The organism is Mesoterricola sp. MK458, from assembly GCF_055384935.1.
Map to the genome: position 1 here is coordinate 4,333,909 of NZ_AP045075.1, position 24,547 is coordinate 4,358,455.

Genomic DNA, 24,547 nt, shown 5'->3' on the forward strand with positions numbered 1-24,547 from the left:
CATGCGACTCGTCAGCACCCGCGATTCCAGGAACCGCGCCACCTTCGCCCAGGCCGTCCAGTCCGGCATGGCCCCCGGCGGGGGCCTCTGGGTGCCCGAACCCGTGCCCTGCTTCCGGGACGTCCAGGCGCTCCTGGCCATGGACTTCCAGGCCCGGTCCGCGGAGATCCTCCACCGCTTCCTGGGCGACGAGTTCAGCCGGGCCGAGGTGGAGGAGGCCGTGGCCTCCGCCCTGGATTTCCCCGTGCCGGTGGCGCGCGTGCGGGCGCGGATCTTCGCCCTGGAGCTCTTCCACGGGCCGACCCTGGCCTTCAAGGATTTCGGCGCGCGGTTCCTGGCGCGCATGCTGGCCCTGGCCTCCCGCGGAGACGGACGGCGGCGCACGGTGCTCACCGCCACCTCCGGGGACACGGGCGCCGCCGTGGCCAGCGCTTTCCTGGGCCTTCCGGGCTTCCAGGTGGTGGTCCTCTACCCCGCAGGCCGCGTCTCGGACCTCCAGGAGCGGCAGTTCGCCACCCTGGGGGACAACGTGCGCACCTTCGCGGTGGAAGGCACCTTCGACGACTGCCAGGCCCTGGTCAAGGCCGCCTTCGGGGACGCCGAACTGGCGGCGCGCCTGGGCCTCACCTCCGCCAACAGCATCAACATCGCGCGGCTCCTGGCCCAGGTGACGTACTACTTCGAGGCCGTGGCCCGGGTGGGGGAGCCCCCCGTCATCGCCGTGCCCTCGGGCAACTTCGGGAACCTCTACGCGGGCCTCCTGGCCCGGCGCATGGGGCTGCCGGTGAGGGCCTTCACGGTGGCCACCAACGCCAACACCACCGTGCCCGACTTCCTGGAGACGGGCGTGTACCGCCCCCGGCCCTCCGTGGCGACCCTGTCCAACGCCATGGACGTGGGCGCGCCCAGCAACTGGGAGCGGATCCACGCCCTCTTTCAGGGCGACCTTGAGGCCATGCGGGGCGCCCTGCGCCACGGGAGCCTCACGGACGAGGAGACCCTGGCCTCCCTGCGGGACCTCCACGCCGGGGGCTACCTGTCCGAACCCCACGCCGCGGTGGCCCACGGCGTCCTGGCCCAGCACCTGGGGCCTGGGGAGACGGGGGTGTTCCTGGGCACGGCCCACCCGGCGAAGTTCCGGGAGACCCTGGAGAAAGGCCTGGGAATCCGGGTGCCCCTGCCGCCGGCCCTGGCGGCGGTGAAGGACCGGCCCATCCTGTCCCGGAGCCTGCCCGCGGGGTTCGCGGCGTTGCGGGAGGAGCTCCTCTGAGCGATAGGAATATCGGTGGGATTCCTGCTGCGATTGGATATCCTCTAGGCCGGAAACCCCCAACATATGAATCCTGAATCCAGCCCTTCCCGAGGTTCCAACGCCATTCTCCGGGTGGTGCTTCTGTATGCCGGCTTCTCGGCCCTGTGGATCCTGCTTTCGGACCGGGTGGTGCTCCTGGTGGCCCGCGGGGCCGACCAGATCGCCACCCTGAGCACCGTGAAGGGCTGGTTCTTCGTGGGGGTGACCTCCCTCCTGCTCTACCAGGAGATGAAGCGGCGCCTGCTCCCCACCCTCGCCGGGGAGCGGCGGGCCCGGGCCCGGCGCTTCGTGCCGCCGGTGGTGCTCCTGGGCCTGGTGATCGTGGGCCTGGTGTGGGGCGGCATCCACCAGGTGTACCGGCACCTGGAGGTCACCGAGGCCGTGCGGCTCCAGGCCATCGCCGACAACAAGGCGCGCCAGGTGGCGGAGTGGGTCCACGAGCGGCGCGGGGACGTCGCCTTCGCCTCCTCCTCGCGGTTCTGGTCCCGGGCCTACTTCGCCTGGCGGAAGAGCGGGGATCCCGGGGAACGGGAGCGCCTCTTCGGGAACCTGCAGGCCTACCGGGACCTCAAGGACTTCCAGGGCCTCATGGTCATCGACGACCGGCTCCTCACCCATGCCTTCCCGGAAGGGCGGGTCCCGTCTCCGGACCTCCTGGAGGCCGTGAAGGCCACCCTCGCGGACCGGACCGGCCGCGTCGTGGGTCCCTACCGGGACACGGCGGGGGCCCTGCACCTGGACTTCCTGGCGCCCATGGCCCCGGCCGGGGACCGGCCCGGGCCCATCCTGGTCCTCACCATCGACCCCGCCGCCCACCTCTTCCCCAGGCTCCAGTCCTGGCCCGTTCCCACCTCCACGGGCGAGGTGGTGCTGTTCCGGCGCCTGGGCGACCAGGTGCAGTACCTCAGCGGCTCCATGCAGAACCCCGACCGCCAGATCCAGATGACCCGGCCGGTGGCGGGCAGCGAACTGCTCACCGCCCAGGTGCTCCGGGGCAGCGCGCCCATGGGCGCCTTCGTCAAGGGGAAGGACTACAACGGGGGGCGGATCGCGGGCGTGATCCAGCCCGTGAAGGGCACCGAATGGTTCCTCGTGGCCAAGATCGACGCATCCGAGCTCTATGCCGCGGCGAGGCACCAGGTGGCGGTCATCGGCCTCGCGGGGCTCCTGGCCCTGTTCCTGGCGGTGCTGACGGACCGCATGTTCCGCCAGCACCGGATCCTCGCCCAGGCCGAGCGGGACCGCAACCTCCAGGCCGAGCGTCTCCGGGCCCTGCGGCTCCTGGACGGCATCGCCACCGCCTCCAGCGACGTCATCTACGCCAAGGACCGGGTGGGGCGCTACCTGCTCTTCAACCCCGAGGCCGAGCGCGCCTTCGGCATGAAGGCCGCGGACGTCCTGGGGAAGGAGCCTCCCCGGCCCGGGGCGGCGGATGAGGATTCGGCGATCCTGCAGCGGGGCAGCGCCCGCACCCTGGAGGAGGTGCTGGACACCCCCGGGGGGCGGCGCACCTTCCTCGTCACCAAGGGCCCCCTGCGGGACGCGCAGGGCGGCATCATGGGCCACTACGGCATCGCCAAGGACATCACGGAGCGCAAGCAGGCCGAGCAGGACCTCCAGGAGAGTTGGCTCCGGTTCCGCCAGCTCTTCGAGGCCGCGCCCGTGCCCATGTGCATCCTGGGGGAGGGCGGGCGCATGGTGGCCCTCAACGGGCAGTTCACCCGGACCTTCGGGTACGCCCTGGACGGGATGGAATCCCTTTCCGTGTGGCTGGAGCGCGCCTACCCCGACCCCCTGCGCCGCGAGGAGGCCCGGGCCTGGTGGACGGCCAGGACAAAGGAGGGCGGGAACCTGCCGCCCGTGGAGACCACCCTGGCCTGCCTGGGCGGGGAGGAGCGCACGGTGATCCTTTCGGGCACCGCCATCGGCGAGGAGTTCCTCCTCACGCTCTCCGACATCACGGAACGGGTCAAGGCGGAGCGGGAACGCCAGGCGCTCCAGGCCGAGATGCAGCATGCCCAGAAGATGGAATCCATCGGGCGGCTCGCGGGGGGCGTGGCCCACGACTTCAACAACATGCTCGGCGTGATCGTGGCCAACGCCGAGGTGGGCCTCCTGCACACGCCTTCCGGCAAGGCCCAGGAGCGTTTCGAGGAGATCAAGAAGGCCGCCATGAGGTCGGCGGACCTCACCCGCCAGCTCCTGGCCTTCGCCCGCAAGCAGGCCGTGTCCCCCTCGGTCATCGACCTCAACGAGGCCATCCCCGGCATGCTCCAGATGCTCTCGCGCCTGATCGGCGAGAACATCACCCTGGACTACGCCCAGCGCGAGGGCCTGTGGGAGATCCGGATGGATCCCACCCAGGTGGACCAGATCCTCGCGAACCTGGCGGTGAACGCCCGGGACGCCATCTCGGGCGTGGGGCGCATGTCCATCCGCACCGAGAACCGCGTGCTGCGCGAGGGGGAGCCCCTGCCCGGCCACAACGCGCGCCCCGGCGCCTACGTGGTCCTGGAGGTGAGCGACACCGGGTGCGGCATGGACGCCGAGGTGCTCGCGCACATTTTCGAGCCCTTCTTCACCACCAAGTCCATCGGCAAGGGCACGGGCCTGGGCCTGGCGACGGTCTACGGAATCGTGAAGCAGAACGACGGCTTCATCGAGGTGCACAGCGCTCCGGGCCAAGGGAGCACCTTCCGGGTGCACCTGCCGCGCCACGAGGGCACCGGGGAAAAGGCCCCGGCCACGGGGCCCGCGCGCTCGTCCCAGGGTGGCCGCGAGTGCGTCCTGGTGGTGGAGGACGAGCCCATGCACTTGGACGTGACCATCATGCTCCTGCGGAGCCTGGGCTACCGGACCCTGGCCGCGGGTTCGCCCAGCGAGGCCATGGCCCTCCTGGCCCAGCCGGACCAGGACATCGGCCTCCTGCTCACCGACGTGATCATGCCCCAGATGAACGGCCGTGAACTGGCGGAGCGCGCCCGCGAACTGCGCCCCGGCCTGAAGTGCCTGCTCATGTCCGGCTACACCGCCGACGTCATGGAGCACCACGGCCTGGCGGAGGGCGACCTGCAGGTCATGGGCAAGCCCTTCACCCTGGAAGTCCTGGCCGAGCGGGTGAGGGCGGCGCTTGACTAATGTTGGTGGATGGGAATAGTGGAACCGTGTCGCTAAAACGGGATGCTGTGGTTGTTTCAGGAGAAGGACCCGTACGCCGAGCACGCTGAGGCGCGGAGTTGCGCAGAGGTGGCTTCGCAACCTGAGGCGCCGACCCATTCCGCCCAGGCCCTGCCCGCTTTCGCGGGCCGCGCCGTGACCGGCGCTCCCTGCCTTGGACGGGCCCGGGCTTGGCATTTCGGCCAGACGCCGGTCCCGGGAACCTTCCCAGCGGGCACCGATGCCCCAGGGTGAATGCGTCGATCATCTTCAAAGCGACCGCTCGCCGCTGAGAGCCCCTGACACACTGGTCAGGACACCCGGATCGTCCAGCCCAGGCCCGTCCAAGGCAGGGTGCGCTGGTCACCCACAGGCTTGCCTGTGGCAGGGCCAGCGCACCCTGCCTCGCGCAACGGAGTTGCGCGGCCCGCGACAGCGGGCAGGGCATGGGCGGAGTGGGTCGGGGTTTCGGGTCGCGAAGCCACCTCGGCGTAACTCCGCGCCTCGGCGTGCTCGGCGTACGAGCTCTTCACCCGGAAATGCCGAGACCTCAACCCGAGAAAGGACTGTCCCGCCCATCCGATAGACCACGCCTAGACCGTGCGGATCAGCTCCCGCAGGCCGTTCCATACGATCTGCACCCCGATGGCCAGCAGCACGAAAGCCGAGATCTGGCTCACCGTGGCCGCCCCGGTGGTTCCCATCTTCCGGATCACCGCGCCGGAGAACCGGTAGAAGACGAAGACGGCCAGCGCCGCCAGGGCGATGCCCCCGGCCACGGCGGCGTAGCGCAGCAGCACCGGCGGCTCCAGGACGTTGCCCGCGGGCACGAGGCTGAGGGTCACCGCGATGGCGCCGGGGCCGGCCGTGACGGGCAGGGTCAGGGGGAAGAACGCCTTGTCCTTCATGCTGACCTGGATCTCGGCCTTTTCCGATTCGCTCATCCGGGGGTCCCGGTTGAGCATGTGCCAGGCGGAGTGGAAGAGCAGCAGGCCCCCGGCCACGCTGATGACGGGGATGGAGATGCCCAGGAGCTTGAGGGCCCAGCCTCCGATGAAGAGCAGGCAGGTGAGGAAGACGAAGGTGTAGGTCCCGATGAGCCGGGCCAGCCGGTTCCGCTCCCCGTCCTGCACCTCGGCGGTGAGCTGCAGGAACACCGGCGCCATGGCCGGCGGGTTCAGGATGGGGAACAGGGCGAGGAAGGTGAAGAAGGTGAGGTACAGCGTGCCTGGCATGGTACGTCCGGTGCGCGGAACCCCCGCCGGCGCGGCCGGGGGGGCCCGGGAAGGTTCAGGCGGGCGTTACTTGCCGCGGTTGGAGGAACGGGTGTGGCCCTGGACGGTGCCCTTCTCGGCGGAACGGGCGTTGGGCTTGGTGCCCTTGGGCCCCATGCCGGTGGCCTTCTTCAGGGCCGGCACGTGGGATTCGACGTGGGTCTCGGCCTTCTTGGCGGGGAGCTTGCTCAGGAGGTCGGCGGTGATGGAAGGATCGGGTTTGGACACGGCGGAACCTCGCTTTTGAAGGATCGGGTTGGGGGGGCCGGAGCCCGGATCCCAGTGTAGCACCCCTGTCCCGCGCTTATTTCACGCCCGTGTGCAGGGCCACGATGCCGCCCGTGAGGTCGGTCCACGCCACCTCCCGGAATCCGGCCTCCATGAGCTCCCGGGCCAGGCTGGGCTGGTCGGGGAAGGACCGGATGCTCTCGGGCAGGTAGGTGTAGGCCCCGGGGTCGCCGCTGATCCAGCCGCCCACCCTGGGGAGGATCCGCAGGCTGTACAGGTCGTAGAAGGTCCGCAGCCACGCGAAGCGGGGCCGGCTGAATTCCAGGATGGTGAGCCTTCCCCCGGGCCGCAGCACCCGGCGGAACTCCCCGTAGGCCAGCCCGCGGTTCTCCACGTTGCGGATGCCGTAGCAGATGGTGACGCCGTCGAAGGTCTCCGCCCCGAAGGGCAGGTGCTGGGCGTCGGCGCCCACGGAGGCCCAGATCAGGCGCTCCCGTCCCTTCCGGCGGAACTTGCCCGGGCCCAGGCGCAGCATCTCCTGGGTGAAATCCGTGGAGATCACCTCGGCGCCGCGCCGGGCCAGGGCCAGGGAGGAGTCCCCCGTGCCCGCGGCCACATCCAGGTAGCGCCGGCCCGGAGCGGCCCCAGAGGCCCTCGCCATGCGCCACCACCAGTAGAAATCCGTGCCCAGGGATAGTACATGATTGAGCAGGTCATATTTACCGGCTATGCCGGAGAACATGGCCTGGACTTTACTTCCCTCTGGCATGCGTGTCTCCTCCATCACATGATCCACGGTCCGGGACCCTTGTGTCAGCCCATCCGGTTAAACTGTGAACTTAACAAGTCCGGGTTATGCCCATCCCCCCCTTGGAGGATTCATGGAAGTCAGTACCAGCGAGAAGCTCTTCGGAGGCAGTTTCCTCCTTTCGGCCATCGGTTCCCAGCCCCAGTTCACCCCCGAGGAGCTGAGCGACGAGACCAAGGCCATCGGGGAAGCCGCCCGGGACTTCATGGAGGGGGAGGTGCTGCCCCAGGACGCGGCCCTCGACCAGGTCGACCTGGACCTGAGCCGGGACCTGCTGCGCAAGGCCGGCGAACTGGGCCTGCTCAGCCTGGAGATCCCCGAGGCCTACGAAGGCATGGATCTCGACAAGAAGACCGGCCTGGTGCTCCTGGAGGAGGTGGGCAAGCAGGCCTCCTTCTCCGTGAGCTACGGCGCCCACACCGGCATCGGCACCCTGCCCATCGTCTACTTCGGTTCGCCCGAGCAGAAGGCCAAGTACCTCCCGCTCCTGGCCTCCGGCGAGAAGCTGGCCGCCTACGCCCTCACCGAGGCGGGCTCGGGTTCGGACGCCATGAACGCCAAGACCACCGCCGTCCTGGACGGCGACCACTGGGTGCTCAACGGCGGCAAGATGTGGATCACCAACGCCGGCTTCGCCGACGTCTTCGTGGTCTTCGCCAAGGTCGACGGCCGCAAGTTCAGCGCCTTCATCGTCGAGAAGGAGGACCCCGGGTTCTCCACCGGCCTCGAGGAGCACAAGCTGGGCATCAAGGGCTCCTCCACCCGCGCCCTCATCATGGAGAACTGCCGCATCCCCAAGGACCGCCTCCTGGGCGAGGTGGGACGCGGGCACCGCATCGCCTTCGGCATCCTGAACATCGGCCGCTTCAAGCTGGGCGCGGGCTGCACCGGCACCGCGAAGGTGGTGCTGGAATACACCATCAAGTACACCGGCGAGCGCCAGCAGTTCGGCAAGCCCCTGCACGCCTTCGGCCTCATCCAGGCCAAGCTGGCCGACATCGGCACCCGCATCTTCGTGGGCGAGGCCATGAACTTCCGGACCATCGGCTACGTGGACGAGCGCATGCACGCCATCAGCTGGGACCAGGAGGGCGCCGCAAAGGCCAAGCTCGACATCATGGACGAGTACGCCATGGAGGCCTCCATCGCCAAGGTGTGGGGCTCCGAAGCCCTCTTCCTGTCCGCGGACGACGCGGTGCAGGCCTTCGGCGGCTACGGCTTCTCCAGCGAATACCCCCCCGAGAAGATCTACCGCGACAACCGCATCAACCGCATCTTCGAAGGCACCAACGAGATCAACCGCCTCATCATCGCCGGCGCCCTGTTCAAGCGCGCCAGCAACGGCAGCCTGCCCCTGGACCGTTCCCTGGCCGGCGTCCCCGTGGCCCCCGAGGGCCCCATGGGCCGCTCCATGCACGCGGTGGAACTGGCCAAGCGCCTGTGCGTCTACGCCTCCGCCGCGGCCCTGGAGGCCTGCGGCCAGAAGCTCATCGAGAACCAGGAGGCCTCCGCCCGCGTCGCCGACATGCTCACCGAGATCTACGCCATGGAGAGCGCCGTGGTGCGCGCCGCGAAGATGACGGAGGCCGGCCACCGCTGGGCCGGCTTGGCCAGGCAGTTCGCCGACCTCTACGTGAACGAGAACTGGCACAAGGTGCAGGTCAACGCGCGCATGCTCCTGGCCGAGGTGCTCGAAGGGGAAAGCCTGGACAAGGCCCTGGGCGACCTGGAGACCTTCGCCGGCTTCGTGCCCGCCTCCAGCTCGAAGCTCCGCGGCGCCATCGCCGCCCAGCTCATCGAGAAGGGCTCGTACCCGATCGTTCAGTACTGACAGGCCGTCGTCTCCGCGAAAAACGCGAGGGCGTCGTACCGGCCCACCACGGGATCCGTCGAAATGGATTCCCCGGGGTGGGCCGGGTCGTATTCCAGATTGATGAACCAGGTTCCCTGGGGTTCGCCCAGCCAGCGCCGGACCGGTCCCGTTTTCGGAACCTTCCGGAGATCCAGGAGGAAGCGGGGCTCCCCGGCCGAGGCCAGGGCGGCATCCAGCGTCCCGCGCGCCATGGGCTCCACGGCGCGGGGGATCAACTTGGCCGTCGGGAGTGCGAAGGCGAGGAAACCGCCCCGGCTGAAGGCGGTTCCCAGCGCCACGTAGCCAGGGCCCAGGTCCCGGCCCAGCCTCCAGCCGAGGGTCGGGAACCCGCAGGGGCCGTGGGCCGACCTGGCGATGTGGCCGTTGTGGGACCACAGCACGACGCGCGCGCCCATGCCCCCCTGGCGCAGGATCCAGGACACGTTTTCCGCCATGGCCTTTTCCCGCGCCTCGAGCCCCCTGGGGATATCACCCGCCACGGGAATGAATTGTCCGAGGACCACGAGCGCCTGGCGCTGGCGGCCAAAGGCGGTTTCGCCCGCGGCCCTGACGTAGACCGCCTTCCGGGCGTCCATCCGCGCCAGGAGCCCATCCAGGGCCCTCCTCCAGGCGACCCGGTCCGTGGGCTGGATCTCCTTGGTGAACGCGCGCGCGCCAGCGAGCCCCTTCAGGTGGCGCTCCATCACCCTTGCGGCTTCGGGATCCGTCTTCCGGAAGAAACCCAGGGCATGGGTGTAGGGGGGCTCCGGGTCCATCATGTCGAACCCATGGACCCTGATCCTCGAACGTCTGTCCTGCTTAAGGTTGTGGGTCCGCAGCGCAGCCAGCAGGTCCCGCATTTCGAGCACCTGGAAGGGGGGCGGAAGGGAGGGAAGAGGGTCGGGGCCGTCGCCCTGGACATAGGCGTCCACCCGGAACGCCTCGACTAGGCCCATCTCCAGGCCCAGGGCGCGGATCGAGCCCTCGCGGGCCAGCGCCATCACGGTGCGGTGGACCAGAAGGGAGAATTCGCGGGTGCCGTGCGTGGCCTCGCCCATGCCGAAGACCAGACCGCACCGGGCCAGGGACAGCAGGGCGGGATCGAGGACTTCGGACTGCTCCGGATCCGCCAGGGGGATGGCCTCCGCGGCGATCCAGGTCCTCACGACCGGCGGGGCTCCGCTTGGTTCCGGAAGCAGTTCCGGATTCCATTCAAGGGAGGATCGGCCGACCTCGATCCACCCTTCCGGAGCCCGGCCTCCCTTTCCGACGGCTGAAGCCCCGTAGCGTCCCACTTCGAGACCCACCTGGAACGATCCGGCCCGGGTGCGCACCCACCGCACCTGATCGAACCGCAACGCCACCTTCCCATCCGATGGAACAAGGGCGATCAACGCCTCAGCCCCAGGGCGGCCCTTCGCGTCGCGCACACGTCCCCGCAGGACGCTCGCACCCGGTCCCAGGCGGAGCGGGAAGGGCAGGATGCGGGTTTCCCCAGGGGTAAGCGTGATCCGGCTGGCATTGGCCCCGGTGAAGACCCTATGGCTGGCGGAAACAGCGTAAGCCCCGGCAGGGCGCCGTACCCGGAACCGGCCCTTGCGGTCCGTGCGGACCCAGGAAACGTTCTCGGTTTCAATCGGGCCACGCAGGTCCGCGGGGAATACCGCCACATCCACATCGCGCATCCCTTGGCCATCGGGTCCCTGGACCCGGCCTTCCAGGGTTCCCTTGGCGGGACCGCAGTGGAGGACCAGAGCCAGGGCGCCAAGGGATATCAGGCGCAATCCCGCCCGGGCGGCGGCGGGGACCTTTCCGGCCCGTTCAAGGGCGTCGCAGCTGCGGCTGGCCATAGCCCGTCGCCATGCGGTGTTTCAGGACCTCCACGCTCCAGTTCGGGTCGGGGGGCGCGAGGATCCCGGGGTTGGCACGCGTAAGCGCCTGGAAACGTTCCCTCGCCTCAGCCTGCTGAGCCGCCAGGTAGACGTCATGGGGATCCGGACCCGAGTTGAGCGGCATCCCCTTGAAGGTGAAACGGGCGGCCCTGAACATGCCGCCATGGATGGTCGAGAGCGACGGGTCCTCCAGTCTTTGAATGGAATCAGGCAAGTTTTTCATGGGTGCCTCCTCATGCTGGGAGCCGGTGCCAACGGAACCGGACGGTCCGAAAATGCGGGCCCGGGTCCGCCGGACCCACCTCAGGTGTGTCCGATTCCCGTTCGAGGTGCCTCGGCCCGCGAAGGGGGCGCGTGCAGGCGCCTCCGCGGCAGGCCGGGGTCCTTTCCGGCATTGCGCTCCACCCGGCCGGAGGCGCATAGTGGTTCCGGCTCCGGAGGTCATCATGCTCGCCCACACCCTCCTGCTGGCAGTTCTCGTCGCTCCCGCCCAGAGCGTCCATCCGCCGTGGGCCCCGGGCGTCGCCTACCAGGCCCGGAACCTGGTCAGCTACCTGGGGGTGGACTACGTCTGCCTCCAGGCGCACACCTCCCGGGCGGGGCAGGAGCCCCCAGCGGCGCCCACCCTCTGGCGGGTCTTCTCCGGCCAGGAGGCGGCCGCCCCGGCGGTGCCCCAGGGCCTGGCGGCCGTGGCCGACGGGCCCGCGCGCATCGTGGTCAGCTGGAGCCAGGTGCAGGGCGCCACCAGCTACGACCTCCTGGTGGACGGGACGGTGGTGCGCGGGGTGGTGAGCCCTTACATGCACCGGGGCCTGGCGCCGGGCACCACCCACGCCTACCGGGTGCGCGCGGTGAACGACGGCGGCAGCAGCGCCTGGAGCGAGCCCGTGGCCTGCGCCACCGAAAGGCCTACTTCCGGAAAGTGAAGAACACCGCCCCCACCAGGCACAGCGCGGCCCAGGCGTGGTTGACGGTGAGGCGCTCGCGCATGTACAGCACCGCGAAGACGCCAAACACGCACAGGGTGACCACCTCCTGGATGACCTTCAGCTGGGGCAGGGTGTAGCGCCCGTAGCCCAGGCGGTTGGCGGGGACCATGAGCGAGTATTCGAAGAAGGCGATGCCCCAGCTGGTGAGGATGGCCACCAGGACCGGCCCGCCCCGCTGGGACTTGAGGTGGCCGTACCAGGCGAAGGTCATGAAGATGTTGGACACCACCAGCAGGGTGATGGGAAGCCAGGTACGGATGGTCATGGTTCTCCTTGGAAGGCCCGGGGGCCCCGGTCCAGGAACGGGGCCAAGGCGTCCTGGAGGCGGGCGCAGGCCTCCTCCCATTCTCGCCCATCCCCGGCCAGCCGGGCCTCCAGATCCCCGGCGGCCTCCCCCGCGGCATCCAGGCCGAGGTTGCCCGCGAGCCCCCGGAGGTCGTGGGCCAGGCGGCGGGCGGCGGCCAGGTCCCCCCGGTCCGCGGCCTCCCGGATGTGGGCGGGCAGGGTGGGCGCGTCCAGGAAGCCCTTCAGGAGCTTCGCCAGGAGATCCCGCCTGCCGCCGGCGCGGGCCAGGGCCAGGGGCAGGTCCAGGACGCCGGCCAGGGCCTCCAGGGGGTCCGGGCGGAGGTGCCGGGCCAGGGTCCCCATGAGGAGCCGGGCCTCGACGGGCTTGGGGAGGCATGCGGCCATGCCCGCCTCCAGGCACCGCTGGCCCGCGCCGGCCTCGGCGGTCATGGCCAGGATGGGCAGCCCCAGGCCCAGGGCGCCCAGGCGCCGCGCGGTCTCGAAGCCGTCCATGCCCGGCAGGTGGAGGTCCAGGAGCACGGCGTCGTACGGCGCCTCCCGGGCCCGCGCGAGGGCCTCCTCCCCGGAGCCGGCGGTTTCCACCCCGGCGCCGGCCTCCCGCAGGAGGGCTTCGGCCAGTTCGCGGTTCAGGGCGTTGTCCTCCACCAGCAGCACCCGCCGGCCGCCCAGGTCCGCGGCCTCCGCCGGCGCAAGGGGCAGGGAGAAGGAGAAGGTGCTGCCTTCGCCGGGGCGCGACGCCACGGCCAGGGTCCCGCCCATGAGCTCCACCAGGCGGCTCGCGATGGAAAGGCCCAGGCCGGTGCCCCCGTAGCGCCGGGCGATGCTCTCGTCGGCCTGGGCGTAGGGGGAGAAGATCCGCTCGACCTGATCCGGCGCGATGCCTATGCCCGTGTCGGCCACTTCGAAAAGCAGGGTCCCGGGGCCGGGCTCCACCCGCACCTCCACGCGGCCCGCGGCCGTGAACTTGATGGCGTTGCCCACCAGGTTGGCCAGGACCCGGGTCAGGCGGTGGGCGTCCCCCACCACCGGGGCCATGTCCACGGACGCCACCTCCAGGGCGAGGCCCTTTTCCCGGGCGGCCTGGGAGAAGAGGTCGCGGATGCCCGACAGCACCTCCTGGACGCGGAAGGGCAGGGCCTCCAGGGCCGCCTTCCCCGCTTCCATCTTCGAGAAGTCCAGGACCTCGTCCACCACGGCCATGAGGGACCGGCCCGAGAGGTCGATCTTGCGCAGGCAGTCCTCGGCCCGGGGCGGCAGGGCCTCGGCCAGGGCCAGGCGGGTGAAGCCCAGCACCGCGTTCATGGGGGTGCGGATCTCGTGGCTCACGCGGGCCAGGAATTCGCTCCGGGCCTGGGCCTGGGCCTCCCGCTCCCGCAGTTCCCGCTCCCGTTCCTCCCGGTCGCGCAGCTCGGCGGCCAGGGTCTGCTGCAGGAGCTTGGCCGCGGCCAGGTTGCTCAGGGAGGCCACGAACCGCAGGTCCAGCTCCGTGAAGGGACCGCGCCCCCGGGTGGAGTCGAAATAGAACAGGCCCAGGGTCTGGCCGCCGAATTCCAGGGGCACCGCCATGGCCGACGCGGTGCGGGACTCGGCGAGGAGCCCGTCCGGGGCGGCCGGCTCCCGGAAGAGCCGGGCGGCGCGCCGGGAGATGGTGGCCTCCAGGGTGGCGTGGGTCAGCCCCAGGGGGCTGTCCGGGTCCTGGGCCCGCACCGCCAGGGGCACCAGGGCGCCGCCGGCGTCCTTGAGGAGCACCGCGCCCCGGGAGGCGCCCAGGAACCGGAAGAGGCGGTCCAGCAGGTCCCCCAGGAGGCTCGCGGCCTCCACGTCCTTGAGCATGGCCAGGCTCAGCTCGTGGAGGAGCTCCAGGGCCTCGCGCCAGTCCAGGGGCCCCTCCTGGGTGCCGGCCCAGAGCCGCACGTCCTCCAGGGCCAGGGAGGTCTCCTCCAGGGCCGACGGGGGCGCGGGCTCCAGGGTGAGCTCCACGGGACCCAGGGTGATGCGGTCCCCGGGCACCACGCGCACCGGGGCCTTGACCCGCGCGCCGTTGCGGAAGCTGCCGTGGCGGGACCCCAGGTCCTCCAGCCAGACCCCGTCCTCCCGCCACGCCAACCGCGCGTGGCGCCGGCTGATGGCGGCGTCCTCCAGCTGGACGTCCACCCCGGGCGCCCTGCCCAGCACCAGTTCCGGGCGGTCCCTGCCCAGAACCATCGGGAGGTGTCCGGGCGCGTGGAGGGTGAACCGGTTCATGCGAATATGATACGAGCACCCGGCAGGAGGGAGAGGATCGCGTGGCCATCGACAGCAGGACCGCCCTGGTCATGGAGCGCCTCGCGGACCGCTACGCGTTCCGCACGCTGCTGGGCGAAGGCGGCGCCGGAACGGTCTACGAGGTGGAGAACCTCGCCCTGGGCCGCCTGGAGGCCCTGAAGATCCTCACGAATCCCTTCACCGGCCCCGACGCCCAGGAGCGCTTCACGGTGGAGGCCCGCATCGCGGCCTCCCTGCAGCATCCCCACATCGTCGGCATCCACGCCTACGGGCAGGACGGCGGCGTGCCCTGGTACTCCATGCAGCTGGTGGACGGGCCTTCCCTCGCCGCCATCCTGGACGGGGGGCGCACCCTGGATGGGCCCATGGCCGCCCAGCTCGCCGTGCCCGTGCTGGAGGCCCTGGCCTTCAGCCACGCCCACGGCGTGATCCACCGCGACATCAAGCCCGCCAACATCCTCTTCGACGCCGCCGGAACGCCCTTCCTCGCGGATTTCGGCATCGCCAAGGCGGTGGAGAACCCCATGGAGACCCGCACGGGCCACATGCTGGGCACGCCCGCCTACGTGGCCCCCGAGCAGGCCCTGGGCGAGGAGGTGGATGCCAGGGCCGACCTGTATTCCCTGGGCGTCACCCTCTACCGGGCCCTGTCGGGCCGGCTTCCCTTCCCTTCCGACCAGGTGCTGCAGACCCTCCTGCTCCGGCTGAAGGAGGAGGCCCCGCCCCTGGAGGAGCTCTGCCCGGGCCTCCACCCCGCCCTGGGCGCGGTGATCATGTGCAGCCTGGCCCGGGAGCGGGACAGGCGGTGGGAGGATGCCGCGGCGATGCGGGAGGCCCTCCTGGCGGCCTGCGCCGAGGCCGGCATGGCCTGGAACCGCCCCCTGGAGGTGGCGGGGGAGTTCCCCCTGCGGCGCCGGACCCTGGAGGCCGTGGCGCCCACCGCCGACCTGCCCCGGCGCAAGGGCCGCCCCTGGTGGATCCTGGGCCTGGCCCCCCTGGGTGCCGCCGTGATGTTTTTCGCGTTGCGCCGGCCCGGGCCGGCCCCGCGGGTGGAAGCGCCCCCGCCGGCGCCGGCCGCCCAGGCTCCATCCACCCAGCTTCCGCCCGCCCCCAAGACCCAGCCCCGGCCCCCGGTGGCCGAAGCCCCCGTGCGTCGGCCGGTGACCTACCCCAGGCTCCTGGACAACGGCCTCGCGCCCGCCCCCGTGGGGGAATGCGCGGGCCTGAGCGTGGGCGCGTCGCTGGTGGTGGGGGAGGACGGCCGAGTCAGGAGCTGCAGGATCCTGTCGGCGGTGAAGCCCGCGTGCGCCGAGGCCGCGCGGGCGGTGGCCATGCGGTACCGGTTCAGCCCCGCCCTGGACGACCAGGGCCGGCCCGTGGAGGCGGCCGTGGCCGTCTCCGTCGATTTCCAGGAGGCACGATGAGAACCCTCTGCGCAGCGGCCCTGATCCTGCTCGCCGTGGCCTGCGGCAAGCCCCGCACGGTGCCCGAAAGCGCCATCCAGGTGCAGGTGGATTCCTACCCTGGCGGGGTGCCGCTGTTCCTCGCGGGCAAGCCCATGGGCACCACGCCCCGGACGCTCACCGTGGAGTCGCTGGACGCCCTGCTGGACCTCACCGCCACCTCCGGGAGCGAACCGGTGGTGGAGACCCGCATCCGCTTCCTGGCCCTGGACCGGGCCGAGGTGGTGTTCGTCTTCGGCACGGGCAACTCGGCCATGGCCAAGTCCCTGGGGCTGGCGCGCATCCTCGTCTTCGATTACGGGGCCGGGGTCACCTTCGACCTCAACAAGGCCGACCTGAGGCCCGAATTCCTCCCCCTCCTGGAACGGCAGGCCTCCTTTCTCAAGGCGCACTTCGAGGGGGTGGACGTGCTCATCTGCGGGCACACCGACACCCTGGGCACCCCGGAGTTCAACCTCGCCCTCTCCCTGGACCGGGCCCGCTCAGTGGCCCAGTACCTGGAGGCGCGGGGCGTGGCCAAGGAGCACATGAAGGCCCAGGGCTTCGGCAGCGCCTTCCCCGTGGCCTCCAACCAGACCGATCCGGGCCGGGCCCGCAACCGCCGCACCGAGCTGGTGCTGCCTCAGTAGTCCACCAGGAAGGCGTAGCCCCGCCCGTGGCGCGCCTTCACGGGAAGGGGCTCCCCTGGGCACAGGCGCAGCACCTTGGTGCGCAGGCGGCTGACCATGGTCTCCATGCGCCTGGCGGCGTAGATGTCGTCGGGCTGGTCAAGGGCCTGGAAGAGGTGCTCCCGCTCCACCACCTCGCCGGGGCGGTCCAGCAGGGGCGTCAGGAACCGCAGTTCCAGGTCCGTGAGGTCCACCGCCCCGCCCGCGGGGGTGTGAAGCCGCGCGGCATGGGGCTCCAGGCGCCAGGTGCGGCCCGCGCCCAGGCGCCGCAGGAGGCTGGCGATGGCCGACGCCAGTTCCCGCAGGTCCACGGGCTTGGCGAAGTAGAGATCCGCGCCGCCGTCCAGGCCCCGGATGCGGTCCTCCAGGCCGTGGCGGGCGGTTAGCATGATGATGCCGAGCCGGGGCCGTTCCCGCCGCATGCGCCGGGCGATGGAGAAGCCGTCCTCCCCCGGCAGGCCCACGTCCAGGATGAGGATCTGGGGATCGTGCGCCTCCAGGGCGGCATCCAGGGCGGCGCCGTCGCCCACGCCGGCGGCCAGGATCCCGAAGGGTTCCAGGCCGGCCACCAGGAAGTCCCGCATGGGCCGGGCGTCCTCGCACACCAGGACCCTGGCTCCGGCGGCGGGTGCGGGGGGCTCGGGGGGCGCTGGGTTCATGGACCCGACCAGACTACCAGAACGGGAAATGTATGAAAATGTGAGGAAAAATCCGTCATCAAGCTGGGAGAATGTTGAAGATGAACACACTGCCTGGAGGTGATCGATGAAAATCCTAACCCTTGCAACCGCCCTCGCCCTTGTCGCCGGGCCCCTTTCCGCCCAGGAGGGGCAGAAGTGGCTTGGACTGCAGGGCGGCTACGACTGGCAGGCCAACAGTGAACGCGGCGCCAAGGACAACCCGGCCTTCGGCCTCTCCTTCGGCCAGTGGTTCTCCTCCCGGTGGGGCGGCGAGCTCTCCGTGCTGGGCACGACCCTGAAGACCAAGACCGGCGGCCTCAGCGCCGACGAGTACCACGCCCACCTCTCGGGCCTGTTCAACCTCAATCCCGGTTCCGCGTGGGTGCCCTACCTGCGGGCCGGCGCCGGCTCCACCACCGTCGACACGCCCTTCTCCTTCAGCAACGGCTACACCACCCGGTTCAGCTACCACGCCGGCGCGGGCGTCCAGGGCCACCTGGGCGAGAACTTCCTGCTGGGCCTGGAGGCCCGGGGCATCCGCATCGAGACCCAGAAGTCCTACACCGAGGTGCTCGGCCTCGTGACCCTGGGCTTCCGCTGGGGCCAGGGCTCCAAGCCGGTCGCCGCCCCCGCTCCCGCCCCCGCCCCGGCCCCTGAGCCCGCGCCCGCCCCCAAGGTCGAGCCGCCCCCGCCGCCGCCCCCGGCGCCCGTCGTCGCCCCGCCCCCGGCCCCCGCGCCCGTGGCGCCTCCCCCGCCGCCGCCCCCGCCGGCGAAGATCGTCCTGGACGAGGCCGTCCTGCACTTCGCCAACGGCAAGGCCGACCTGCCCGCCGAAGGCGTCCAGGCCGTGGGCAAGGTCGCCCAGAGCCTCAAGGCCTACAAGGGCAAGTACACCCTCGTGGTCAGCGGCCACACCAGCTCCGTGGGCAAGCTTGCCTTCAACAAGGCCCTGAGCCTGCGCCGGGCCGACGCCGTCGCCAAGGTCCTCACCGAGGCGGGCATTCCCGCCGCCTCCATCCGCACCGAGGGCGTGGGTCCCGACCAGCCCATCGCCGACAACAAGACCAAGGAAGGCCAGGCGCGGAACCGCCGGGTGGAGATCGACGTGAAGGCCGATGGAGCCAACGTGGAGACCCGCAAGGTCGAGACTTCCGTTTCGGGCCAATAGGGCCTACCATGCCCCGAACCCAAGGAGGAACCATGCGCCTGACGATCCTGCTCGCCGCCGCCGCACTCACCCTTTCCGCCCAGTCCCTGGACGAGATGAAGGCCGCCGCCAAGGCCAAGGCCAACCAGAAGGTGGAGGAGACCAAGACCAAGGCCGACAAGAAGGCCGATGAAGGCAAGGCCAAGGCCGAAGCCAAGGTCGACGCCTCCAAGGCCAAGGCCGAAGCCAAGGTCGATGCCGCCAAGGCCAAGGCGGACAAAAAGGCCGAAGCCGTCCCCGTGGCCGGCGACTACGCCAAGGCCGCCACCGCCAAGGGCGACGCCAAGGCCAAGGACGCGACGGCCAAGGGCCACACCGGCACCCGCAAGGGCGCCGCCAAGGCCAAGGAGACCGCCGACAAGGTCACGAAGTAGGATCCGCCGGGACCTCCCGTCCCGGTTGCTGCAAGAAGATGGCCGGGGGAAGGCTTCCTTCCCCCGGCCATTGCACGTAGGCGGTTACTGTTTCCTTTCCGGCGCGGGCTTGGGTTCGGCCCTGGGGGCGGGGGCGGGCGCGGGCCGGGGTTCCTGCCTGGGGGCGGGCGCCGGCCGGGACTCGGGCCTGGGCGCCTCCATCCGCGCGGGCTCGCGGCGTTCGGGGCGCGGAACCTCCTGGCGGGGTTGCTCCCGCACGGGTTCACGCCGGATGACCTCGGGGCGCGGGACCTCCTGGCGGGGCGGCTCCCGCACAGGTTCACGCCGAAGGACGTCGGGGCGCGGGGCCTCCTGGCGAGGCTGCTCCCGGACGGGTTCGCGCCGGTTCACCTCGGGGCGGGGGGCGTCCTGGCGGGGCTGCTCCCGCACGGGTTCGCGCCGGTTCACCTCGGGGCGCGGGGCCTCCTGGCGGGGCTGCTCCCGGATGGGTTCCCGCCGGTTGATCTCGATCCTGGGCCGGTCCTCGCGTTCGGGCCGGGCCCGGTCGCCGTTGCCGGGACGGACCACGGGCCTGGGGGTCTCGGGACGGGCGCGTTCCAGGCGGTTGAAGCCGCCCCGGACGCCGGGCTCCTGGGGCCTGATGATGGGGCGGCCGGTTTCCCGGGTGTACACCGCCACCCGATCCCGGGCCACGGCGGGCTGGTCCGCCACGCGCCGGAACCGCACGGGGTCCCTGAGCTCCTGGCGGTTCACGATGATCCGGCCCTGGAACCAGGGGCGGGCGCCCCGTTCGGGGGGGCGGTTGAACACGCTCACCACCGCCGGGTCGCGGTGGAACCAGGGCCGGAGGTGGCGGTCACCCACGTGGTGGACGTCCACCACGTTCCAGCAGTGCTGGCGGTCCCGCCACCGCGCCGGGCGGTTGTGGAAGCCCAGGGGGGCCCACCCGAACCAGCTGCCGGTGCTGTGCCAGGCCACCCAGGCCGGGCTGTAGTAGACGCCGGGGATCCAGTACCACCCCAGGCCCACGCGCCAGCCCCAGCGGCCGTGGTGGCAGGTCACGTAGCCCCAGGGTTCGCTGCTCACCCAGGTCATGCCTCCGCCGTAGGCGCCCCAGTAGCCGTTGGTGTAGGGGCTCCAGTCCGCGTCCACGACGGTGGGGGTCCAGCACCAGGATTCCGTTTCATCCACGTAGACCCACTTCCCGTTGCCGTCCAGGTCCCCGGCGTAGTAGCGGATCTCCGGCGGCACGCGGGAGGCGCTCTCGCTGGGGCGCGGCCGCACCAGGGCCTCGGCCCACTGGTCGAACTCCCCGAGCGCGTAGGCGTTGAAGTCCGACACCCGGTCCAGCACATCGTTGTCGCCGTAGACCGTCAGGCGCTGGCCCGCGTAGATCTGGGCCTGGCCCTCGGCGTTGGTCCAGGTGGCCTGGCCCCCGTGGACCAGGAAGGCCACCTTGTCGCCCCGGGGGTCCTTGGACACCAGGAAGGTGGCCTCGGGGCGGGTGGCGCCCCGGGTTCCCAGGGAGCCGCTGCCCGAGGGGGTGTCCACGCGGATGACGGCCTCGCTCTGGGCGCCGCGGCACACCCGCAGTTCGCCCCGCTCCAGCACCAGGAGCACCCGGCGTTCCGCGTCCTGGTTGGAGAACAGGGCCGCCACCCGGAACCGGGTCCCGGCGCCGAAGGCGACGGCGCTGCCGTCGCCCAGTTGCAGGACGCCACGCCCGCGGCTTTCCACCACATCCCCTTCGGCCACGGGCACGCCCCGGGTGAGGGGCTCGTCCTCCTCGCCCTTGCGGATGGTGACGTCGCCCTCCACGACCTTGACCTGGGCGTAGCGCTCGGGGCTTTCGCCCACTTCGTAGTCCTGCTGGTCCAATTCGTCCACCAGGTCGTTGGGGTCCTGGGGGGCCGTTCTGGGCAGGAGCGCCACGCCGGAAAGGAGCAGCGCCGGGACGAGTGCGGCGGCGAAACGGTTGCGGATCATGGTGCGCCTCCAGGGTGGTGCCGGGTTGGATGCGATTTCTCTGCCAAGGTTGACCCCGGAGTCCGATTAAGGTTTAACTAGGAAAAATCAGCTACGGGGAAAGGGTTGTAAGGCGGTGCCGGAGGGGCGGCTGGCGGGGTTCTCCCGGCCCAGTTGGAGAAGCTGGGGGAGCAGGGCCATCCAGGGCACCGACCAGCACTCCGAGGCGCCGGGCCCCAGGTCCTCGCGCACCTCCAGCCGGTCGGGATGGAAGACCAGCCGGAAGCTGCGGCCGCCCGGCAGGGGCAGGTAGCTGATGTTGGCGGTGGCGGGGTGGATGAGGGTGATCACCCGTTCGTCGTCCGTGAGGATCCACAGCAGGCCCTCCAGGGCGGGGCGGAAGTCCAGGTCCTTGACGGGCAGGGCCCCGATGCCCTGGGTGAGCAGGGAACGCCCGGAAAACCGCACCAGGTCGAAGGATGTGACCGGCACGCCCCCGTCCCGCCACACCTGGAGCGGGCGTCCCGGCAGCCCGGTCCGCAGGAGGATCATGCCCCGTCCGTCGATGACCCGGACGGTGCCGTCGGGCGTGATGCGGGCCCGGATGGGCGCCCCGGCGGGAATGGGCTCCACCCGGGGCGGGGCGGGCAGGGGCCCGGGGTCCCCGGCCTTCCAGGGGACGGCCGCCGCGGCGTCCCAGGGGAGCTTGCCGGGGGCCTGGGCGCCCAGGAGAAGGCCGCTCAGGAAGAGGGTGACCAGCCGCACAGGGCCTCCAGGTTGCCGGTGGTGATTTCCGCCAGACGCTCCGGCGTCAGGCCCCGCAGGGCCGCCACCTGGGCGGCCACAAAGGTGACGTGGGCCGGTTCGTTGGGCTTGCCCCGGTGGGGGACCGGCGCCAGGTAGGGGGCGTCGGTCTCCACCAGGATGCGATCCAGGGGCGCCCAGCCCGCCACCTCGCGGATGGCCTGGGCGTTCCGGAAGGTGACGATGCCCGAGAAGCTCAGGTGGAAGCCCAGGTCCAGGGCGTCCCGGGCGAAGGCCAGGTCCTCGCTGAAGCAGTGGATGATCCCGCGGGTGGCCCCCTCCTCGCGCAGGATGGCCAGGGTGGCCGCGGGCGCCTCGCGGGTGTGGATCATGAGGGGCTTGCCCACCTTGGCGGCGAGGCGGATCTGGGCCCGGAAGACGGCCTCCTGGGTGTCCCTGGGGCTCAGGTCGTAGTGCCAGTCCAGGCCCGTCTCCCCCACGAACAGGACCTCGGGCGCGGCCAGGAGGCCCTCCAGGGCCTCCCCGGACCGGGCGTCCCAGGTGCGGGCGTCGTGGGGGTGGACGCCCAGGGAGGCACGCACCTGGGGGGCCCGGCGCGCCAGGGCCAGCACCAGCCTGGAGTCGTCCAGGTTGCATCCCACGGCCACCAGGCCCGAGACGCCGGCGCCCCGCGCCCGGTCCAGCACGGCCTCCAGTTGATCCTCTCCCAGGTAGCTGCCCGTGAGGTGGCAGTGGGAATCCACCAGCATAATGACGTCTCCGGACTCCATGTTGCCATGCCCTGGGGGGGAAAGACCGGATACGCTCTATTCATGCGCCCCCTCACCACCCTCCTCATCGTGGACGACGAGCCCGGAATTCGCCGTTCACTGGGGGAATCCCTGGCCGAGGAAGGGTTCGGGGTCCTCAAGGCCGAGCGCGGGGAACAGGCCCTGGACCTGCTGGCCCAGGACGACGGGGAAGGCATCCACCTGATGCTGCTCGACGTGTGGCTTCCCGGCATGGACGGGCTGGAGACCCTCAAGCAGGCCAAGGCCATGCGGGCCGACCTGCCGGTGATCATGATCTCGGGCCACGGCAACATCGACACCGCCATGCAGGCCACGAAACTGGGCGCCTTCGACTTCCTTGAAAAGCCCATCGACCTGGACCGCCTCCTCCTGGTGGTGGCCAACGCCCTCAAGCAGCGCAGCCTGGAGGCCGAGAACCTGCGGCTCCACCAGGAGGTGGACCAGGACCGGTTCTTCATGGCCGAAAGTCCCGCCATGCGCCGGCTCCTGTCGGACGTGGAGCTGGTGGCCCCCACCGAGGGGCGGGTGCTGCTCATGGGCGAGAACGGCAGCGGCAAGGAAGAGGTGGCCCGGCTCCTGCACGACCGCAGCCCCCGGGCCAACGCCCCCTTCGTGGAGGTGAACTGCGCGGCCATCCCCGAGGAGCTGATCGAGTCCGAGCTCTTCGGCCACGTGAAGGGCGCCTTCACCGGCGCCGTGCGGGACCAGAAGGGCAAGTTCAAGGAGGCCCACCTGGGCACCCTCTTCCTGGACGAGGTGGGCGACATGTCCCTCAAGACCCAGGCCAAGGTGCTCCGCGCCCTGCAGGAGGGGCGCATCGAGCCCGTGGGCGGCGGCGGGGCCGTGAGCGTGGACGTGCGCATCATCGCCGCCACCAACAAGGACCTCACCGAGGAGATCAAGGCCGGGCGCTTCCGCGAGGACCTCTACTTCCGCCTCGCCGTGGTCCCGCTGCGGGTCCCGCCCCTGCGGGAGCGCGCCGAGGAGCTCATCCAACTGGCCGAGGCCTTCATCCAGCGCATCGCCCGCAAGTACGGGCGCCCCCCCCGGCGCCTCGCGGCCGACGCCCGGGAAACGCTCCTGCGCCACGACTGGCCCGGCAACGTGCGCGAACTGAAGAACCTCATGGAACGCGCCGTGATCCTCAGCCGGGGCGCCGAGATCACCACCCGCGACCTGGGCGCCCTGGCGGTGCGCCACCTGGCCGAGCCCGACCCCTTCTCCTTCCCCGAGTTCCCGAGCCTCAAGGACGCCCGCGACTGGTTCGAGGGCGCCTACATCCAGCGGGAGCTCAAGCTCCAGAACGGCAACATGACGCGCGTGGCCGAACGGCTCGGCCTGGACCGCTCCAACCTGTACAAGCGCCTGAAGGCCCTGGGCATCGAGGCGAGAGACTCCTGATGGAACGGGTGTGGATGAAGATCGGCGAAGCCGCCCGGCGCATCGGAGTGAGCCCCAAGGACCTCCGGTACTGGGAGACGATCATCCCGGAGATCCAGCCCCGGCGCAGCCGCGGCAACCTCCGCTACTACCACGTGGACGAACTTGACCGTCTCCAGCGCATCCACGGGTGGCTGCAGGAGGGCCTCACCGTCAGCGACTGCCGGGAGCTGCTGCTCACCGGGCACCTGGCCCGGGGCCTGGACCTGGGCCTGGACCCTGAGCCCGCGCCGCATGTGCCGGCGGACCGGCCGCCCCGCAGGCCCCACGTGCAGACGGCGCCGAGGGCTCCGGAACTGGCCAAGGTCCGGGCGGCCCTCAAGCGCCTGCTGGCGCAGTTGTCGGGCCGGGACGGGGGCCACGATATTCAACTATTGAAATAGCAAGACTAAACAAGACTAAGTAAATGACACTAAATAGATATCCTTAACTCGGGCGCCGGATTCTCCGAAGATCTGGAAAGGGGCCCCGCGTCCCTCGGGGGGGATAACGGACCATGAGTCGAGCGACCTGCTTGATGGCAGTTGTGTATTTGTTTGCCTGCATGCCGGCCCGGGCCGGGGAATGGCGATGGAGCGCCCAGGCGAGCCTCGGCGCGTCCTCCGGCGACCTCAAGGACACCACCGGCGGGGGCCCCGGCCTGGGCCTGGGCGCCTTCGCCGAGCGCCCCGTGCGCGGCGAGGACCGGTTGCGGGTGCGTCTTGACGGCCTCTTCCTCCCCGCCGCCCACCGCACCGGGACCGGATCCACCGCCGGCGTGGCCTGGACCCGCAGGCTGGACACCCGGGTCCAGGGGTGGTCCCTGGGCGCCGAGTACCTCTTCGACCAGCCCTTCGGCCTGCGCCGCCTCAGCGCCGGGGGCGGTCTCGCCGCCGTGCGGTGGACGGTGGACGCCACCAGCACCCTGGACCTTCCGGGCGCCGGCACCGTCGTGGAGGTCAGCAGGCCCGCCTGGACGAAGCTGGGGGCGGCCCTGGTGGCCGACTTCCGCTTCACGGACCATCTCCGGGCCACGGCGCGGCTCCTTTCCTGCCCCTACGGGTGGGAGGGGGAGCGCGTGAACGTGACCCACCTGGGCCTGGCCTGGACCTTCTGACCTGAACCTGGAGCCG

Annotated in this window: 22 protein-coding genes and 1 pseudogene; 11 read left to right on the top strand and 12 right to left on the bottom strand. The window is 71.0% G+C overall.

What is annotated here, in order from left to right; all coding sequences use genetic code 11:
- Position 1 precedes the first annotated feature (1 nt).
- Both thrC and ACZ5LB_RS18980 read left to right on the top strand, forming a co-directional pair.
- Positions 2-1,270, top strand: a complete 1,269-nt coding sequence (gene thrC / locus ACZ5LB_RS18975) for a threonine synthase (RefSeq protein ID WP_464603769.1) — start codon at positions 2-4, stop codon at positions 1,268-1,270.
- 66 nt (positions 1,271-1,336) lie between these two features.
- Entirely contained in the window at positions 1,337-4,450 is a 3,114-nt protein-coding gene (locus ACZ5LB_RS18980; protein WP_464603770.1) for a PAS domain S-box protein, read from the top strand.
- 611 nt (positions 4,451-5,061) lie between these two features.
- Here the strand turns inward: ACZ5LB_RS18980 and ACZ5LB_RS18985 are convergent.
- From ACZ5LB_RS18985 to ACZ5LB_RS18995, 3 genes are all read right to left on the bottom strand, one after another.
- Complete coding sequence (locus tag ACZ5LB_RS18985) at positions 5,062-5,703, bottom strand: MarC family protein (protein ID WP_464603771.1); 642 nt, start codon at positions 5,701-5,703, stop codon at positions 5,062-5,064.
- A 66-nt stretch (positions 5,704-5,769) separates the two neighbouring features.
- Positions 5,770-5,970: a hypothetical protein gene (locus tag ACZ5LB_RS18990; RefSeq protein WP_464603772.1), complete on the bottom strand. Its 201-nt coding sequence runs from the start codon at positions 5,968-5,970 to the stop codon at positions 5,770-5,772.
- Between the two features lie 76 nt (positions 5,971-6,046).
- Positions 6,047-6,754 (bottom strand): class I SAM-dependent methyltransferase, encoded by a 708-nt coding sequence (locus ACZ5LB_RS18995; RefSeq protein WP_464603773.1) that lies wholly within the window; start codon positions 6,752-6,754, stop codon positions 6,047-6,049.
- Positions 6,755-6,851: 97 nt separating this feature from the next.
- Between ACZ5LB_RS18995 and ACZ5LB_RS19000 the strand changes: the two genes are divergently transcribed.
- Entirely contained in the window at positions 6,852-8,609 is a 1,758-nt protein-coding gene (locus tag ACZ5LB_RS19000) for an acyl-CoA dehydrogenase family protein (RefSeq protein ID WP_464603774.1), read from the top strand.
- Here ACZ5LB_RS19000 and ACZ5LB_RS19005 read toward each other — a convergent pair.
- From ACZ5LB_RS19005 to ACZ5LB_RS19015, 3 genes and pseudogenes are all read right to left on the bottom strand, one after another.
- Complete coding sequence (locus ACZ5LB_RS19005; RefSeq protein WP_464606338.1) at positions 8,600-9,796, bottom strand: erythromycin esterase family protein; 1,197 nt, start codon at positions 9,794-9,796, stop codon at positions 8,600-8,602. The two genes, ACZ5LB_RS19000 and ACZ5LB_RS19005, sit on opposite strands and share 10 nt — an antisense overlap.
- Positions 9,797-10,156: 360 nt before the next feature.
- Positions 10,157-10,480, bottom strand: a pseudogene (locus ACZ5LB_RS19010) (carboxypeptidase-like regulatory domain-containing protein); the annotation flags it as partial.
- On the bottom strand, positions 10,452-10,745 hold the full coding sequence (locus tag ACZ5LB_RS19015) for a hypothetical protein (RefSeq protein WP_464603775.1): 294 nt from the start codon (positions 10,743-10,745) through the stop codon (positions 10,452-10,454). The gene ACZ5LB_RS19015 and the pseudogene ACZ5LB_RS19010, both read right to left, overlap by 29 nt.
- Before the next feature lie 223 nt (positions 10,746-10,968).
- Here ACZ5LB_RS19015 and ACZ5LB_RS19020 point away from each other — a divergent pair, with 223 nt between their 5' ends.
- Positions 10,969-11,448 (top strand): carbohydrate-binding protein, encoded by a 480-nt coding sequence (locus tag ACZ5LB_RS19020; protein ID WP_464603776.1) that lies wholly within the window; start codon positions 10,969-10,971, stop codon positions 11,446-11,448.
- Here ACZ5LB_RS19020 and ACZ5LB_RS19025 read toward each other — a convergent pair.
- Both ACZ5LB_RS19025 and ACZ5LB_RS19030 read right to left on the bottom strand, forming a co-directional pair.
- Positions 11,432-11,776: a DMT family protein gene (locus ACZ5LB_RS19025; RefSeq protein WP_464603777.1), complete on the bottom strand. Its 345-nt coding sequence runs from the start codon at positions 11,774-11,776 to the stop codon at positions 11,432-11,434. The two genes, ACZ5LB_RS19020 and ACZ5LB_RS19025, sit on opposite strands and share 17 nt — an antisense overlap.
- On the bottom strand, positions 11,773-14,022 hold the full coding sequence (locus tag ACZ5LB_RS19030; protein ID WP_464603778.1) for a hybrid sensor histidine kinase/response regulator: 2,250 nt from the start codon (positions 14,020-14,022) through the stop codon (positions 11,773-11,775). Before ACZ5LB_RS19030 ends, ACZ5LB_RS19025 begins: the two co-directional genes overlap by 4 nt.
- An 80-nt stretch (positions 14,023-14,102) precedes the next feature.
- Here ACZ5LB_RS19030 and ACZ5LB_RS19035 point away from each other — a divergent pair, with 80 nt between their 5' ends.
- On the top strand, positions 14,103-15,506 hold the full coding sequence (locus ACZ5LB_RS19035) for a serine/threonine-protein kinase (RefSeq protein ID WP_464603779.1): 1,404 nt from the start codon (positions 14,103-14,105) through the stop codon (positions 15,504-15,506).
- Positions 15,503-16,174 (top strand): OmpA family protein, encoded by a 672-nt coding sequence (locus ACZ5LB_RS19040; RefSeq protein ID WP_464603780.1) that lies wholly within the window; start codon positions 15,503-15,505, stop codon positions 16,172-16,174. Before ACZ5LB_RS19035 ends, ACZ5LB_RS19040 begins: the two co-directional genes overlap by 4 nt.
- Here ACZ5LB_RS19040 and ACZ5LB_RS19045 read toward each other — a convergent pair.
- Positions 16,168-16,872, bottom strand: coding sequence for a response regulator transcription factor (locus tag ACZ5LB_RS19045; protein WP_464603781.1), 705 nt, complete (start codon positions 16,870-16,872; stop codon positions 16,168-16,170). The genes ACZ5LB_RS19040 and ACZ5LB_RS19045 overlap by 7 nt on opposite strands.
- 106 nt (positions 16,873-16,978) lie before the next feature.
- Between ACZ5LB_RS19045 and ACZ5LB_RS19050 the strand changes: the two genes are divergently transcribed.
- Both ACZ5LB_RS19050 and ACZ5LB_RS19055 read left to right on the top strand, forming a co-directional pair.
- Positions 16,979-18,061 carry an OmpA family protein gene (locus tag ACZ5LB_RS19050; RefSeq protein WP_464603782.1) on the top strand — a complete coding sequence of 361 codons (1,083 nt, stop codon included), beginning with the start codon at positions 16,979-16,981 and terminating at the stop codon, positions 18,059-18,061.
- 32 nt (positions 18,062-18,093) lie between these two features.
- The gene (locus ACZ5LB_RS19055) at positions 18,094-18,474 is read left to right on the top strand and encodes a hypothetical protein (protein WP_464603783.1); all 381 of its coding nucleotides are present in this window, start codon (positions 18,094-18,096) and stop codon (positions 18,472-18,474) included.
- A gap of 84 nt (positions 18,475-18,558) precedes the next feature.
- Here the strand turns inward: ACZ5LB_RS19055 and ACZ5LB_RS19060 are convergent, their stop codons facing one another.
- From ACZ5LB_RS19060 to ACZ5LB_RS19070, 3 genes are all read right to left on the bottom strand, one after another.
- The gene (locus ACZ5LB_RS19060; protein WP_464603784.1) at positions 18,559-20,460 is read right to left on the bottom strand and encodes a DUF6600 domain-containing protein; all 1,902 of its coding nucleotides are present in this window, start codon (positions 20,458-20,460) and stop codon (positions 18,559-18,561) included.
- A gap of 87 nt (positions 20,461-20,547) precedes the next feature.
- Positions 20,548-21,204 carry a hypothetical protein gene (locus tag ACZ5LB_RS19065; protein ID WP_464603785.1) on the bottom strand — a complete coding sequence of 219 codons (657 nt, stop codon included), beginning with the start codon at positions 21,202-21,204 and terminating at the stop codon, positions 20,548-20,550.
- Positions 21,180-21,953, bottom strand: a complete 774-nt coding sequence (locus ACZ5LB_RS19070; protein WP_464603786.1) for a TatD family hydrolase — start codon at positions 21,951-21,953, stop codon at positions 21,180-21,182. The genes ACZ5LB_RS19065 and ACZ5LB_RS19070 overlap by 25 nt, the downstream gene beginning before the upstream one ends.
- Before the next feature lie 63 nt (positions 21,954-22,016).
- On the opposite strand from ACZ5LB_RS19070, the gene ACZ5LB_RS19075 reads away from it, so the two are divergent.
- The 3 genes from ACZ5LB_RS19075 (at position 22,017) to ACZ5LB_RS19085 (ending at position 24,531) form a co-directional block, all read left to right on the top strand.
- Positions 22,017-23,396: a sigma-54-dependent transcriptional regulator gene (locus tag ACZ5LB_RS19075; RefSeq protein ID WP_464603787.1), complete on the top strand. Its 1,380-nt coding sequence runs from the start codon at positions 22,017-22,019 to the stop codon at positions 23,394-23,396.
- Between the two features lie 14 nt (positions 23,397-23,410).
- Positions 23,411-23,818 carry a helix-turn-helix domain-containing protein gene (locus tag ACZ5LB_RS19080; protein ID WP_464603788.1) on the top strand — a complete coding sequence of 136 codons (408 nt, stop codon included), beginning with the start codon at positions 23,411-23,413 and terminating at the stop codon, positions 23,816-23,818.
- 113 nt (positions 23,819-23,931) lie between these two features.
- Positions 23,932-24,531, top strand: coding sequence for a hypothetical protein (locus ACZ5LB_RS19085; protein ID WP_464603789.1), 600 nt, complete (start codon positions 23,932-23,934; stop codon positions 24,529-24,531).
- The last annotated feature ends 16 nt before the right edge of the window (positions 24,532-24,547 follow it).

Bases quoted from the DNA above. Each gene is read 5' to 3' on its own strand.
- thrC (WP_464603769.1), top strand. From the start codon at position 2: ATGCGACTCGTCAGCACCCGCGATTCCAGGAACCGCGCCACCTTCGCC.
- ACZ5LB_RS18980 (WP_464603770.1), top strand. From the start codon at position 1,337: ATGAATCCTGAATCCAGCCCTTCCCGAGGTTCCAACGCCATTCTCCGG.
- ACZ5LB_RS18985 (WP_464603771.1), bottom strand. From the start codon at position 5,703: ATGCCAGGCACGCTGTACCTCACCTTCTTCACCTTCCTCGCCCTGTTC.
- ACZ5LB_RS18995 (WP_464603773.1), bottom strand. From the start codon at position 6,754: ATGGAGGAGACACGCATGCCAGAGGGAAGTAAAGTCCAGGCCATGTTC.
- ACZ5LB_RS19000 (WP_464603774.1), top strand. From the start codon at position 6,852: ATGGAAGTCAGTACCAGCGAGAAGCTCTTCGGAGGCAGTTTCCTCCTT.
- ACZ5LB_RS19015 (WP_464603775.1), bottom strand. From the start codon at position 10,745: ATGAAAAACTTGCCTGATTCCATTCAAAGACTGGAGGACCCGTCGCTC.
- ACZ5LB_RS19020 (WP_464603776.1), top strand. From the start codon at position 10,969: ATGCTCGCCCACACCCTCCTGCTGGCAGTTCTCGTCGCTCCCGCCCAG.
- ACZ5LB_RS19025 (WP_464603777.1), bottom strand. From the start codon at position 11,776: ATGACCATCCGTACCTGGCTTCCCATCACCCTGCTGGTGGTGTCCAAC.
- ACZ5LB_RS19030 (WP_464603778.1), bottom strand. From the start codon at position 14,022: ATGGTTCTGGGCAGGGACCGCCCGGAACTGGTGCTGGGCAGGGCGCCC.
- ACZ5LB_RS19040 (WP_464603780.1), top strand. From the start codon at position 15,503: ATGAGAACCCTCTGCGCAGCGGCCCTGATCCTGCTCGCCGTGGCCTGC.
- ACZ5LB_RS19045 (WP_464603781.1), bottom strand. From the start codon at position 16,872: ATGAACCCAGCGCCCCCCGAGCCCCCCGCACCCGCCGCCGGAGCCAGG.
- ACZ5LB_RS19050 (WP_464603782.1), top strand. From the start codon at position 16,979: ATGAAAATCCTAACCCTTGCAACCGCCCTCGCCCTTGTCGCCGGGCCC.
- ACZ5LB_RS19055 (WP_464603783.1), top strand. From the start codon at position 18,094: ATGCGCCTGACGATCCTGCTCGCCGCCGCCGCACTCACCCTTTCCGCC.
- ACZ5LB_RS19060 (WP_464603784.1), bottom strand. From the start codon at position 20,460: ATGATCCGCAACCGTTTCGCCGCCGCACTCGTCCCGGCGCTGCTCCTT.
- ACZ5LB_RS19070 (WP_464603786.1), bottom strand. From the start codon at position 21,953: ATGCTGGTGGATTCCCACTGCCACCTCACGGGCAGCTACCTGGGAGAG.
- ACZ5LB_RS19075 (WP_464603787.1), top strand. From the start codon at position 22,017: ATGCGCCCCCTCACCACCCTCCTCATCGTGGACGACGAGCCCGGAATT.
- ACZ5LB_RS19080 (WP_464603788.1), top strand. From the start codon at position 23,411: ATGAAGATCGGCGAAGCCGCCCGGCGCATCGGAGTGAGCCCCAAGGAC.
- ACZ5LB_RS19085 (WP_464603789.1), top strand. From the start codon at position 23,932: ATGAGTCGAGCGACCTGCTTGATGGCAGTTGTGTATTTGTTTGCCTGC.